Genomic DNA, 12,582 nt, shown 5'->3' with positions numbered 1-12,582 from the left:
AATTAATTGCTTTATTGAGGGAAACCACATGCTATTTGGAATTCGCTTTCCATACATTTGATATTGTACAAACCCAATAAATGCAATTATGACACGAACTTTACTTATTACTTCATTACTTACAGCAAGTCAATGTTTTTCTCAAACTGCGGTTAATCTGGAATTTAACAATGTTAGTGCATTGATTCAAGATGACGGATTCAATTTTCAGAATCAAGGATCAAACTTTGCCGCTTATGAATTTCCAAAAGGAAGCAACAAATATGTCTTTTATGCTATGTCTTACTGGATGGGCGGAAAAGATCCAAACGGACAATTGCATTTAGCTGCACATATGTATGGACAAGGACAAGATTTTTTCCCTGGCCCAGTTGCAGATGATTATAATTCAACTTATTATCAAAACAACTTTTCATCTTCAATTTGGGAGATAAGCAAATCAACTGTTGATTATCATATTAGCCATTTTCAAGATGTTGGCTATACTGCAGATCAGACATTATTAAACTGGCCAGGAAATGGTAATACTGCAGAAGGTGTGGCCGCACAATTAGCTCCCTATGTAGATGTCAATCAAAATCAAGTATATGATCCATTAAATGGTGATTATCCTGCCATTTTGGGTGACTACGCAGTTTATACTATTATGAACGACAAAGCTGATTTACATACTGAATCAGGAGGAGATATCATTGGAGTTGAAGTACACAGCATGTTTTACCAATACGCTACCACAGATGATTTAAACAATACCACCTTTTTGCATCTGAAAATATTCAATAGGTCAAGTGCTACTTATTCAGATTTTAAATACGGAATTTGGGTGGATCCGGATATTGGTAATTATTCTAATGATTATGTAGGTTGTGATTCTACCAGAAATCTAGGTTTTGCTTACAATGGTGAAAGTGTAGATAATGGAGGAAGTGGACAAGACGCATATGGCGCACAAGTACCTGCCGCAGGCGCAGTGTTTTTAAGTACACCAATGGACGCTTTTGTCTATTATAACAATGGTGGCGGAATTACAGGCGATCCAAACAACGTTTCCAATTTCTACAATTACATGGATGGCCTTTGGTTAAATGGAGCTCCTTTTACTTATGGCGGAAACGGCACAAGTGGAACTGTAGAAACTACATATTTGTTTAGTGGAGATCCTTACACAGGAACAGGATGGTCTGAAGTTAGTGAAGCCAATCCTCCCGGAGATAGAAGATTTTTAATGTCAACCGACATTGGCGTTTTACAGCCATTTTCTAATACATGTGTTGATTTGGCTTTTGTAGTCAATAATGACAGCACAGATAATTTAGCCAACGTAAACAACTTATACACTACTACTGATTTTGTACAAGATTATTATGACAACAACATTACACCTTGTAGCCAATTGTTTGCATCAACTCCTGAAATTACAGAGGAAATAAAAGTGATTGTTTATCCAAATCCTGCAACAGAAAATGTTTTTATTGATGCCGGAGCACCTTTTGACTATTTGATTTACGATACAAAAGGTAGTCTTGTACAATTAGGTAATTCAACCGCTTCATCCAACTTCATTCAATTAGATTTGGAATATGGGATTTACCTTTTACATGTGAAAACAGAAAAGGGTAATTGTATTAAAAAACTAATAATTGAATAGTTATTTTCTTCTAAGCTCCTTTAAAGGGCGCTCAAAAAAGAAAATTATTCCGACATAGACAAGTACAACCAGGCCTCTTAAAATGGTGCCTACCCAAAAATTGTCTGTTGGAATCAATGATCCGATAAAGTACAAAACCAAAGCGGAAAAAGTAAACAAAGCTGCTTTTCTCAAATTGTACTTTATCGGATATATTTTTTGTCCAAAATAATGCGAGGCCACCATCATTGAGAAATATGTGGCTAAAGTTGTCCAGGCAGAACCTTCATATCCTAAAACCGGAATCAACAATAAATTCAATACTATAGTTATAACTGCTCCACCTATTGCTATGTAAGCACCATAAATGGTTTTATCTGCCAACTTATACCAGATTGATTGATTGTAATAAATTCCCAAACAGATATTTGCCAATAATAAAATAGGCACCACCTTTAATCCTTCATGGAAACCTTCATTAGGAATAAACCATTTGAAAATGTGCAGATTCAATGCAATCACCAAAAACATTAGAGACACTACAATGATAAAATAGGTCATTACTTTAGAATACACTTTGTCCTTGTTTTCATTTTTCTCTTGCGCAAAAAAGAATGGCTCTGCCGCATATCTAAAAGCCTGAATGAAAAGGGTAATTAGAATAGATAATTTATAGTTGGCCGAATAAATTCCAACCTGCTCTTGAGCATATTTTAAAGCTTCAGGAGAACCGTCACCCATTAACAATCGCTTGATCAATATACGATCTAAGGTTTCATTGATTATCCCGGCAAAACCAGCAACAGCCAATGGTAAAGCGAAAACAACCATTGCTTTTGACACTGTTTTATCCCAAATAAATCTGAAAGTAGATACCTCTTTGTACAAGATGAGCGGTTTCACAAAACTGGCTATCAAATTTGCCAGGAATACGAAACCAATTCCCATTGAAGCTTCAGGGTTTGCTGCATCATAAAATCCAAGAATAAAGATAACGTTCAGCAAAATATTCACACCTATTGAACTCAACTGCACAATGGCGAACTTTACAGCTTTATCTTCTTGTCTTAACTTGGCTAAAAACATAGAAGAAGTGGCATCTACAGCTAAAATCGCTCCGAACCAAATCACAAAGTTGGACATGTCCGGGTAGCCCATCCAATTGGCAATACTTTGAGAAAAAACAATAACCGAAATCAGGAAAATAGAGCTTAAAGCCACTACTATAGAGGCGGCCTTATTAAAGGTACCTTCTTTGTCTTCAGACTTATTGACAAATCTGAAAAAAGTGGTCTCCATTCCAAAAGTGAGCAGAACTATAAAAAAAGCTACAAAAGCATAAAACTCACTGATGATTCCATATTGAGATTTATCAAACCCAATTCCATCATAAGTGTGAAGCGGCACCAGCAAATAATTGAGCAATCTACCAAGGATAGACGACACACCATAAATGGCGGTTTGACCGGCTAATTTCTTAATCGTGCTCATTATTATTCAGTCCAATAGGACCGCAAAGTTTATTTTCTAAACTCTGCTTTTCTCTTTTCTACAAATGCTGTAGTTCCTTCAATAAATTCAGGAGTTCCAAAGCATTTTCCAAACTCTTCAATTTCGGCTTTCATTCCGTCCACACCTTCTTGATAACCTGCATTAACCGCTCTAATAGCAGCAGCAATTGCGTTAGGTGAATTATTCAATATTTTGGAAGCGATTTTCTTTGCCAAATCCATCAATTCAGCTTGCGGCACTACGTGATTTACCAATCCCCAAGACATAGCTTCTTCAGCTGAAATCATACCTGCCGTCATAATCAACTCAAATGCTTTACCTCTTCCTATTAATTGGGCCAACCTTTGTGTTCCTCCATAACCCGGGATCACACCTAAAGACACTTCAGGTAAACCAACTCTAGCATTGTCAGATGCAATTCTAAAATGCGCCGACATGGCCAATTCCAATCCTCCTCCTAAAGCAAATCCGTTTACGGCAGCAATTACAGGAGTAGATAAGTTTTCAACGTAATTAAATAATTTATCATGTCCTTCAGCACTTAGCGCTTTACCTTTTTCAACTGAGAAATTGGCAAATTCTTTAATATCTGCTCCGGCTACAAATGCTTTTTCTCCTGAACCGGTTAAAATAATCACCCCGGTATTTGGATCATTATCAGCAGTAGTCAATGCCTGATTTAATTCGTCAATTGTTTCTTTGTTAAGAGCGTTTAACTGTGAAGGTCTGTTAATTGTGATGATGGCTATGTGTCCATCTTGTTCTATAATTAAGTTATTCATGATAATGAGTTGTAATATCTATAAACGGATAAAGTTAAACATTGATATCACACAGTCAATGAGAGAATGAAGGGAATTATAAACAGTTTTTTGTGAGCCTGATTTCAACTATTAAATGCTTTATTTTTAATTGTTTATGTTATTGAATGTCAATAAATTTTGTAGTTTAGAAGAAACCTAAAAAACAAAATATGAAAAGATTAATGCTGATTTTAGCTGTTGGTATAATGATGGGAGGGTCATTAAGCAGCTGCTCCTCAAAAAAGACATTTGGAGACCTATTAATTGAATTGGAAACCAACATGGGATGGAATAGTGTTAATCAAGCATGGCGTGACAGAAGAGATGGTTGGATTAAAGATGTAAACAGTGCATCTACTTCAAAAGACAAGGCCAAATTGATGATGGAATTTGAAAATATGGTGTTATGGTCTGCTGTAAACCCAACTTGGGCCGAAGAAAGGTCACAGTGGTTAAGCGCTACAGAAAATGCCGAAAACGAAAAACAATTAGGATCATGCTTGATGAAATTTGAATCTTATGTCCTTTGGGATGTTGTTAGTCCAAACTGGAAAGACAGAAGAACAGGGTGGATTGATGATTGTAAAAAGCTGGAATAAATAGGTATTCTTATTCCGTCTAAGGACGTATTATTTTGATTAGACTATATTTACTTCATGTTCAAGAATCTTGGAGTTTTATTTTGTATAGTTTTTATTTGTGCGAATGCTTCTCTCGGACAGTCCACCGTAATTCAAAAAATAGATTCGGTTTTTGCAATTGCCAGAGACAAATCTTTGCAAGACACTGCTCGTGCTAATGCCTATTTATCTTTAACTGCGCTATTCTTTAATCACAACATTGATTCGGTTGAATATGTTTGCTCTGAAGGAATTGCTTTTGTACGAAATGCGCAACCTAAGGCTGATACTGCCTCTTTTAGATCACTATTAAAATCTGAATCTACCTTATTGATAAATGGAGGCGTTTCATATTATCATCTCAATAAACTGGACAAAGCCGTAGAAGTTTGGTACATGGCCCTTGACCTTAAAGATAAGTTGAACGACAAAAAGGGAATGGCCAATGTACTTAATAACATAGCCAATGTTGAAATTGATTTGAATGAACTTGACAGAGCAAAATCTAATTTTCAAGATATCTTACAAATACAAATTGAAATTGGGGACAGCAACGGAATAGGCAGAACTTATAATAGTATTGGCTATATCCACAGGGTAAAAGGAGACGATTCTTTAGCATTGGATTATTATTCAAAGGCGCTTGAAATTAGAAGTCAAATAGGTAATGAACTCGGAGTAGCGGCCTGCTACAACAACATTGCATTCATCCACAGACAAAGAGAAGAATTTAATCAGGCGATAAAAGAATATGAAAAAGCCAGGCTTATTTATGAAAAATATGATGACCAAATCGGCTTATTGACGGTATTGAATAATTTGGCCAACTGCTACTTTGAATTAGGGAATTTTATCAAGGCAAAAAACTTTGCAACTCAAGGATATAAAATTGCAAGTGAAAAGAAAAAAGACTCTGAATTAATTCATTTGGCTGAGATCCTATACAAAATAAATAAGCAACAAAACAATCCGGGACCTGCGCTCAAGTATTATGAAGAATACATCAGTTTAAGAGACACCATTGATAGTGAAAAACATTATAAAGCTTTGATCAATCAAGAATTGAACTATGAATTTGAACAGAAAGAAAAAATCAATGAGCTGAATAGAGAAAAAGAAAGAGAACTAGAAGAACTCAAACATGAAAATGAATTGGCAATAGCAGATGAAAGATCATCAAGATTGATGATTAGTGCCATTATTGTAGGTATTGGATTGATAGTGGTATTTATCTTACTATTCTTTATTTATCGCCAATTAAAACTCACAAAATCTCAAAAAGAAATAATAGAAAAACAGAATATTGAAATTGAAATGAAGGCGCTGAGGGCGCAGATGAATCCTCATTTTATCTTCAATAGTCTCAATTCAATTAATAGTTACATTATTAAAAACAAAGCAGAAATTGCGGCTGATTATCTTACCAAGTTCGCCAAATTAATGCGATTGGTTTTAGAGAACTCCGAGAAAAACTTGATCACTTTAGAAAATGAACTGGAGAGTTTGAAGTATTATCTGGACTTGGAACAATTGAGGTTTAATGGCAATTTTGAATATGAATTAAATATTAAAATGGACACTGATTTTATTAGAGTTCCTCCATTAATCCTTCAGCCATTTGTTGAGAACGCTATATGGCATGGATTACTACATAAAAAAGACGGGAATGGTGTTATTACAATTACTGTTTCAGAAATTGATGAGTATGCACACATAGTGATAGAAGATAATGGAGTAGGAAGAAAAAAAGCTAGTGAACTAAGAACCGTTGATCCAAACAAAAAACAATCAATGGGATTGAACATCACCGAGAACAGATTGAAAGCATTACAACAAGCCACCGGTTTTAAAATAGATGTTATTATTGAAGACGTTATAACAAACCAAAATACCGTTGCAGGTACAAGAGTTAAACTAATTTTTCCAGTTGATGAATAAATTACGTGCTATCATAGTAGATGATGAACTTCATTGTATTGAAACCTTGAGCTGGCATCTTGAAAAAGCCTGCCCCGAAGTGGAGATAATTGAAAGCTGTGACTCACCTGAAAAGGGAATTGAGGCCATTCAAAAATACGCTCCGGATCTATTGTTTTTAGACATTGATATGCCCGGAATGACAGGTTTTGATTTACTTGGAAAACTTTCTGACAGATCATTTGAAGTTATTTTTACTACGGCCCATGATCAATTTGCAGTAAAAGCTATTAAAGTAAGTGCATTAGATTATTTAATAAAACCTGTAGACAAGGATGAGCTTAAAATAGCAGTTCAAAAAGCGATTGAGAAAAAACAAGAGGGACAAAAAAGCGTTGATCCAATTGAACATTTGCTGCAACAAATTCAACAAAACAAGTTGTCAAATCGCGTGGTGTTTCCTACCATGGAGGGATTAGAATTTGTGGACACTAATGATATTGTACGTTGTGAATCTGAAAGTAATTACACAACAGTATTTTTGAAAAGCAACAACAAACTGGTTATTTCCAAAACACTGAAAGACATTGAAGAATTATTAAGTCAGGATACTTTTTTCAGGGTGCATAATTCACATTTGGTCAACTTAAACTATGTAAAGAAATACGTGAAAGGTGATGGTGGACATCTTATCATGGAAGATGGTGCGATAGTAAGTGTATCAAGATCAAGGAAACAAGAATTACTCAACTACATAAAATAGCAAGGCAGGTGAAAGATCACCCGCCTTACATGATTACTATATATTTAATCGCAATCTATAGCCTTAGGAGCACTATTCCAATAAACTCCGGCGCAATAAATTTCGCCAAATCCAGAGCCATTGTAATCTTGTTTGAATAAAAATCTTTGAACCTTGCAAAATCCATCAGGCCATTTGGCTTTACAATACACAACTATTGATCTATCAATTGGAATTCCTGTTAATGCATTTCTGGTAATTGTCCATCTGTCGCTACTCACTTTAATTGCCTGAAACTCTTCTTTGTATTTGCTTGCCGCACCGAACCTTTGAATTTCTTTTAAAATTTTTGAGTTCAAATCACCATCATTCATCCCTCTTTTGTAATCTGCCCATTTCATGTCAAATTTAGGAGTGAATGACTCACCGGGATTACGAACCAAAGTAAAAGACCCTTCTGCAATAGGTTCTTTAGTGCTTTTTACATCCTGCCCTCCATTAGTTTTTGCATACACTATCAATTTAACTTCATGCTCACCTTCTGAAAGGTTTTGTACCAGATCTACCCAATCAGGTTGTGGATCATGCTTTGAAGGATCATCAAAAATCCAATCACTATAAATTGTTTGAGTGCTACTAGTATTTACTCCTCTCAAACTAATTGGACAATTGTACAATTCACCATCAAGATAAAATTCAATTTGAGTTGAACCATGGATATTTCTTACCGGCAAGCCTGTATCAGTATTGTAAGCACCTCTGCCATCACCGGGATACCACTTTTTAAACGAATAGTCATAACAATAATCGTCTAGAAAATTACCATTTTCATCTTGAGGATAAATAATATAATTAGTCAAAGCCTGTGGTAACATAATGTTAAAATAAACCGGATCATTGATAGAGAATTTAGTTTTAACATTGTCCCCATTCACCTCAGATGGAGCTAATTTTTTACTTGAAAAAACTATTTTGTTTAAGTTGGCTTTTTGATATTCACTGACAATTCCTTCATCAGTTTTTCTTTTGTGATAAACCAATTGATCCACATCTTCTTCAGACAGATCTTTGGCATATACTTTACCTTTTTTCTGAGTGGTAAGCCCAATTTTATCTTTCCATCCTTGACCATAGGCACTTGTTGAAGCTACGGTTAAAACGGAGATTGCGATAACACATAATAATCTCATAGCATTAATTTTTAATTGTTTATGCTTCAAACTTATGCGTTACCCCTAGGATAAAATTGTGAGAATGAGTATTTAACGTGTTTGGATGAGTAGTTAACAGAAATTGACTAATTCTGAGATTTTTCTCTGGCTCTTTTATAGATTTTTACGGCCATCATCAAAGCCACACCAAACAGGACAAAACCAACTGTGCCGTAAATCCAGTCTACTTCGCTACGCATGATAATAATAAACACAATAGCCACTAAGAAAAGGGTTGCTACTTCGTTCCACATACGATAAAAGTTCCCTGATTTTTTGTCATTATTTTTTTGTTGATCCTTGTGAAACTTGAAACAAAGAAAGTGATAGACGATTAATCCGGCCACGAATGCCAACTTAGCATGCATAAAAGGCAACTTTAGTAGTCCGGGATTATCAATAAGCATCCAGGTTCCAAAACCAACAGCTAAAATCATGGCGGGCCAGGCAATTATTGACCACACTCTTTTAGACATTAGTTTATACTGTTTTTGGAGGATAGATTTTTCAGGTTCATCTTTTAATCCCGCTTCTGCATGATACACGAAAATACGCACTGCATAAAACAATCCGGCAAACCAGGATACCACAAAGATGAGGTGTAGTGATTTTATGAGTAGATAGGTATTCACTTATAAAAATTCATTTCGTCCAAATAATGATAGACTTTTTCAGTCAACAAATACCTTACGTCTTGTCCATTTTTGATGGCATTTCTAATAAAACTTGAAGATATTTTCATCAAAGGTACATCTTCTAACAAGATAACATTATCATGTTTTTCGAAATCATTCTCTGATTTGTCTTCATTAGCTGCTTCTAGTATTGTAAGCACTCTTGGATAAACTAAAATCTGATGATTTTCTATAATGTACTCGTAATTTTTCCACTTATGAAGTGTTCGCAAATTATCTTCTCCCATTATCAAAGTGAACTTTGAATCCGGATATTTTTCTTTTAGAACCTGAAGTGTAAATACGGTGTATGATGGTTTTGGCAAATCAAACTCAATATTGGAAGCTTTGAGTTTATAATTGTCTTCAACCGCAATATTTACTAATGCCAGTCTGTGATGATCTGCCAATAAATTGCTCTTAGATTTATGCGGATTATGAGGCGAAACAACCATCCAAACCTCATCCATGTTTGTTGTATCAACAATATGATTGGCCAATATCAAGTGACCAACATGTACCGGGTTAAATGATCCGAAAAATAATCCTACATTTTTCATTTTAATTATTGATGAAATTTGTCACCATCTCCTTGGCTTCAAAACAGGCATTTTCAAGATTATCATTGAGCAAAACATAATCAAATTGATCTGCCTTTTCCAATTCCTGATTTGCCTTCTTTAATCTCTTTTGAATACTTTCTTCAGTTTCTGTTCTTCTATCTCTTAATCTTTGTTCCAAAACAAAAAGAGAAGGTGGTTTAATAAAAACTGAGAGGGCATTTTTACCAAAAATCTTTTTAAGATTAATTCCTCCTTCTGCATCTACATCAAACACAACTACTTTATTATTGTCCCAGGCTCTTTTAATCTCTGATTTTAATGTTCCGTAGTACATTCCTTCATATACTTCTTCCCATTCAATGAATTCATTCTCTTTGATTTTTTGCTCAAACTGTTCTGAAGACATAAAGTGATAATCTATCCCGTTTTCTTCTCTGCCTCTTGGTTTTCTACTTGCTGCTGAAACAGAAAATTCAAGATCATCTACATTTCTTAAAAGGTAGTGAACAAGGGTAGTTTTTCCTGCTCCGGATGGCGCCGAGAAAATAATACATTTACCCGTGATGGGAAAGTCTTTCACTTCGTAATCTGACATCTTATTGTATGGTAAATTTTAGAGGGTATTTAAAACCTGCTCTTTAATTTTTTCTAATTCATCTTTCATATCTACCACCAATTTTTGCATTTCTGAGTGGTAAGATTTTGATCCCAGGGTATTTATTTCTCTACCTATTTCCTGAGAGATGAATCCTAATTTTTTTCCTTGAGAAATTGGCTGATCCATGATTTCTAAAAAGTAATCCAGGTGCTTAGCCAAACGTTGTTTTTCTTCAGCAATATCAATTTTTTCAATGTAGTAAATCAATTCTTGCTCAAATCTGTTTTTATCTACCTTTGCCCCACCAACAAACTCTTCTAAATTGCTTTCAATTCTGTTTTTAATGTCTTCTATTCTCTCTTTTTCGTATTGAGGAATTTGGGCAAAAGCAGCCTTGATATTTTCGATTCTTGTTTTAAACTCTTGATGTAAAGCTTCACCTTCGTGAATTCTGAAGTTCTTATGGTGATCAACTGCTTCTTTTACCAGTTTCATGATAAAAGTCCATTCTTCTTCGTTTACCTCATCAACATCTGAAACAATAATATCCGGCATTTTAAGAATTGTGTTCAATACATCATCCGTATTGAGTTCAAGAAATCCGGCCAGGTCAACAATTTCTGCATAATATCTACCTGCCAATTCTTTATTGATAGAGTATGACTTTTCTTCTCCGTGAGACTCGATAACAAAGTTGCATTCTATTTTACCTCTGTCTAATTGATCTCCTAGATACTTTCTAAGCTCAATTTCCTTTTCTTTATAAACAGTAGGCATTCTGACGAATACGTCCAGGTTTTTACTGTTGAGAGATCTAATCTCAATGGTGATTTTTTTATTAGAGAATGTTCCAGAAGCTTTTCCGAAACCTGTCATTGATTGAATCATAGAGAATTCTTTGAACAAAAATAACATATTTAGCTAATGGAGATAGCATCTGAGATAAGTACATAAAAAAATAAGAGGTTGCAGACCAGCTACAACCTCTTGTGTATTTCAACATTTTAAAATCTAATCTTAGAAATAAAATACGCTTGTCATAAAGATATTTCCAGGATCTGAGTAATCGTATTGATATACACCATCATCTGCGATCATAATAGCAAGACCGTTATTTAATATGATATCATTTGATTTAATATTTGGGAAGTGATACTCCGGCATAAATCCGGTTGTTACCGGGTTAGAAGCATCAAATACTTTTAATCCATCCTCACCATCACAAATAAATAGTAAGTTGTTGTCAACTCCTAACCCATGAGGATTGGTCATACTTACACTCTTTTTGTGAGTAGGGAAATTGATGTTAGATATGTCAATTACTTGTAATTCATTGATATCTCCACCACAATCTGTTCCTTCTCTCAAAGTTAAGTAAGCATAATCTCCATCTACTACTACAGGGTCACATGATTCAACATGTTCAATTTCTGAAACATAATCAGGGAAACTTGGATCTGCAGCAGCATCATAAATTACCATACCTGTTGTTGTACCCACAAACAAAAATTCTTGACTTGCAAACAAAGTTTCAGGCTCTCTCCAGGTTCTTTTAGTTCCACCAAAAGTAATACTTGAAGGATTTGTGATATTGAATGACTTAAGGTCTGTATAATCTAATGCATAAAGATTGTCGTTGATAATGGCGAACTTACTCATTGAACCTGCCAGCGCAACGCTAGAAGATGAAATAGCCATTTTTGTTTGTACCTCAGTTTGGTCACATGAAGGACAATCAGACACATTGAACTTGGCCATAAACCCGGACACATCTTTTGTTTTTTCAACGTTCCAATCAACCACAACACCTTGGCTTCTGTCTACATTAGCCACCGGAAAATTCTCATCAATCATTGGAAACTTGTATTCAAATACATCCAACATTCTGTCAATTTGAACCGGTTGAGTGATATTTGAAATATCAATTGCCACTAAATCCATAAAACTATCGGCGTATAACACATCACCTTTTACAGCAATTTGAGTATTACCAATAATAGACATGAATCCTATTGAATAAGGATTGTAAGGATCTGTATTGTTAAAAATGTGAATTCCTCTGTCAACATCATTTACAAATACATAATTATTGTAAACAAAGATGTTTCCAGCTGTTTGAACTGTTTGAGGATCTTCAAATGCGAAAGAATTTCTAAAGTCTTCTTCACTCATGTACACCGGCACATTTGCGTAAACTTCTTTATTCTTATACTTTTTACAAGAGTTTAGGGATGCTGCTAATACAACAAGGCCTAAAAAAAGTAATGTTTTTTTCATAATTCGTGATTTGGTGTACCATAGCAAGTTACAAAAAA

The 12,582-nt window shown here is 34.8% G+C and carries 12 protein-coding genes; 4 read left to right on the top strand and 8 right to left on the bottom strand.

Translation table 11 applies throughout. From position 1 onward, the window contains the following. Positions 1 to 88: 88 nt before the first annotated feature. Positions 89 to 1,648 (top strand): T9SS type A sorting domain-containing protein, encoded by a 1,560-nt coding sequence (locus tag K6119_RS13840; protein WP_221832632.1) that lies wholly within the window; start codon positions 89 to 91, stop codon positions 1,646 to 1,648. Here K6119_RS13840 and K6119_RS13835 read toward each other — a convergent pair whose 3' ends face one another. After that, positions 1,649 to 3,118, bottom strand: a complete 1,470-nt coding sequence (locus K6119_RS13835) for an oligosaccharide flippase family protein (RefSeq protein WP_221832630.1) — start codon at positions 3,116 to 3,118, stop codon at positions 1,649 to 1,651. Between the two features lie 29 nt (positions 3,119 to 3,147). Then, entirely contained in the window at positions 3,148 to 3,927 is a 780-nt protein-coding gene (locus tag K6119_RS13830) for an enoyl-CoA hydratase/isomerase family protein (RefSeq protein WP_418889090.1), read from the bottom strand. Positions 3,928 to 4,112: 185 nt separating this feature from the next. Between K6119_RS13830 and K6119_RS13825 the strand changes: the two genes are divergently transcribed. Genes K6119_RS13825 through K6119_RS13815 form a run of 3 tightly spaced genes read left to right on the top strand, consistent with a single transcriptional unit; the run spans position 4,113 to position 7,242 of the window. After that, on the top strand, positions 4,113 to 4,541 hold the full coding sequence (locus tag K6119_RS13825) for a hypothetical protein (protein ID WP_221832626.1): 429 nt from the start codon (positions 4,113 to 4,115) through the stop codon (positions 4,539 to 4,541). 57 nt (positions 4,542 to 4,598) lie between these two features. After that, positions 4,599 to 6,500: a tetratricopeptide repeat-containing sensor histidine kinase gene (locus K6119_RS13820; RefSeq protein ID WP_221832623.1), complete on the top strand. Its 1,902-nt coding sequence runs from the start codon at positions 4,599 to 4,601 to the stop codon at positions 6,498 to 6,500. Beyond that, positions 6,493 to 7,242, top strand: a complete 750-nt coding sequence (locus tag K6119_RS13815; RefSeq protein ID WP_221832621.1) for a LytR/AlgR family response regulator transcription factor — start codon at positions 6,493 to 6,495, stop codon at positions 7,240 to 7,242. Before K6119_RS13820 ends, K6119_RS13815 begins: the two co-directional genes overlap by 8 nt. 44 nt (positions 7,243 to 7,286) lie before the next feature. Here the strand turns inward: K6119_RS13815 and K6119_RS13810 are convergent, their stop codons facing one another. The 6 genes from K6119_RS13810 to K6119_RS13785 all read right to left on the bottom strand — a co-directional run bounded on the left by K6119_RS13810 (position 7,287) and on the right by K6119_RS13785 (position 12,544). Next, the gene (locus K6119_RS13810; RefSeq protein WP_221832619.1) at positions 7,287 to 8,411 is read right to left on the bottom strand and encodes a hypothetical protein; all 1,125 of its coding nucleotides are present in this window, start codon (positions 8,409 to 8,411) and stop codon (positions 7,287 to 7,289) included. A gap of 107 nt (positions 8,412 to 8,518) precedes the next feature. Then, on the bottom strand, positions 8,519 to 9,064 hold the full coding sequence (locus K6119_RS13805) for a CopD family protein (protein ID WP_221832618.1): 546 nt from the start codon (positions 9,062 to 9,064) through the stop codon (positions 8,519 to 8,521). Further along, positions 9,061 to 9,666: a nicotinate (nicotinamide) nucleotide adenylyltransferase gene (gene nadD / locus K6119_RS13800; RefSeq protein WP_221832617.1), complete on the bottom strand. Its 606-nt coding sequence runs from the start codon at positions 9,664 to 9,666 to the stop codon at positions 9,061 to 9,063. The genes K6119_RS13805 and nadD overlap by 4 nt, the downstream gene beginning before the upstream one ends. Position 9,667: 1 nt before the next feature. Beyond that, positions 9,668 to 10,264: a guanylate kinase gene (gene gmk, locus K6119_RS13795; protein ID WP_221832616.1), complete on the bottom strand. Its 597-nt coding sequence runs from the start codon at positions 10,262 to 10,264 to the stop codon at positions 9,668 to 9,670. 18 nt (positions 10,265 to 10,282) lie between these two features. Beyond that, on the bottom strand, positions 10,283 to 11,182 hold the full coding sequence (locus K6119_RS13790; RefSeq protein ID WP_237828020.1) for a YicC/YloC family endoribonuclease: 900 nt from the start codon (positions 11,180 to 11,182) through the stop codon (positions 10,283 to 10,285). A 102-nt stretch (positions 11,183 to 11,284) separates the two neighbouring features. Next, entirely contained in the window at positions 11,285 to 12,544 is a 1,260-nt protein-coding gene (locus K6119_RS13785; protein WP_221832615.1) for an LVIVD repeat-containing protein, read from the bottom strand. Positions 12,545 to 12,582: the final 38 nt, after the last annotated feature.

Origin of the sequence: Paracrocinitomix mangrovi, from assembly GCF_019740355.2 — a bacterium.
GTDB lineage: Bacteria > Bacteroidota > Bacteroidia > Flavobacteriales_D > Crocinitomicaceae > Paracrocinitomix > Paracrocinitomix mangrovi.
The sequence above is the reverse complement of the archived record's forward strand: the minus strand, read 5'-3'. Positions and strand labels throughout refer to the sequence as shown.

Coding starts and splice junctions, on each gene's coding strand:
- K6119_RS13840 (WP_221832632.1), top strand. CDS start 89: ATGACACGAACTTTACTTATTACTTCATTACTTACAGCAAGTCAATGT.
- K6119_RS13785 (WP_221832615.1), bottom strand. CDS start 12,544: ATGAAAAAAACATTACTTTTTTTAGGCCTTGTTGTATTAGCAGCATCC.
- K6119_RS13820 (WP_221832623.1), top strand. CDS start 4,599: ATGTTCAAGAATCTTGGAGTTTTATTTTGTATAGTTTTTATTTGTGCG.
- K6119_RS13810 (WP_221832619.1), bottom strand. CDS start 8,411: ATGAGATTATTATGTGTTATCGCAATCTCCGTTTTAACCGTAGCTTCA.
- gmk (WP_221832616.1), bottom strand. CDS start 10,264: ATGTCAGATTACGAAGTGAAAGACTTTCCCATCACGGGTAAATGTATT.
- K6119_RS13835 (WP_221832630.1), bottom strand. CDS start 3,118: ATGAGCACGATTAAGAAATTAGCCGGTCAAACCGCCATTTATGGTGTG.
- K6119_RS13790 (WP_237828020.1), bottom strand. CDS start 11,182: ATGTTATTTTTGTTCAAAGAATTCTCTATGATTCAATCAATGACAGGT.
- nadD (WP_221832617.1), bottom strand. CDS start 9,666: ATGAAAAATGTAGGATTATTTTTCGGATCATTTAACCCGGTACATGTT.
- K6119_RS13815 (WP_221832621.1), top strand. CDS start 6,493: ATGAATAAATTACGTGCTATCATAGTAGATGATGAACTTCATTGTATT.
- K6119_RS13825 (WP_221832626.1), top strand. CDS start 4,113: ATGAAAAGATTAATGCTGATTTTAGCTGTTGGTATAATGATGGGAGGG.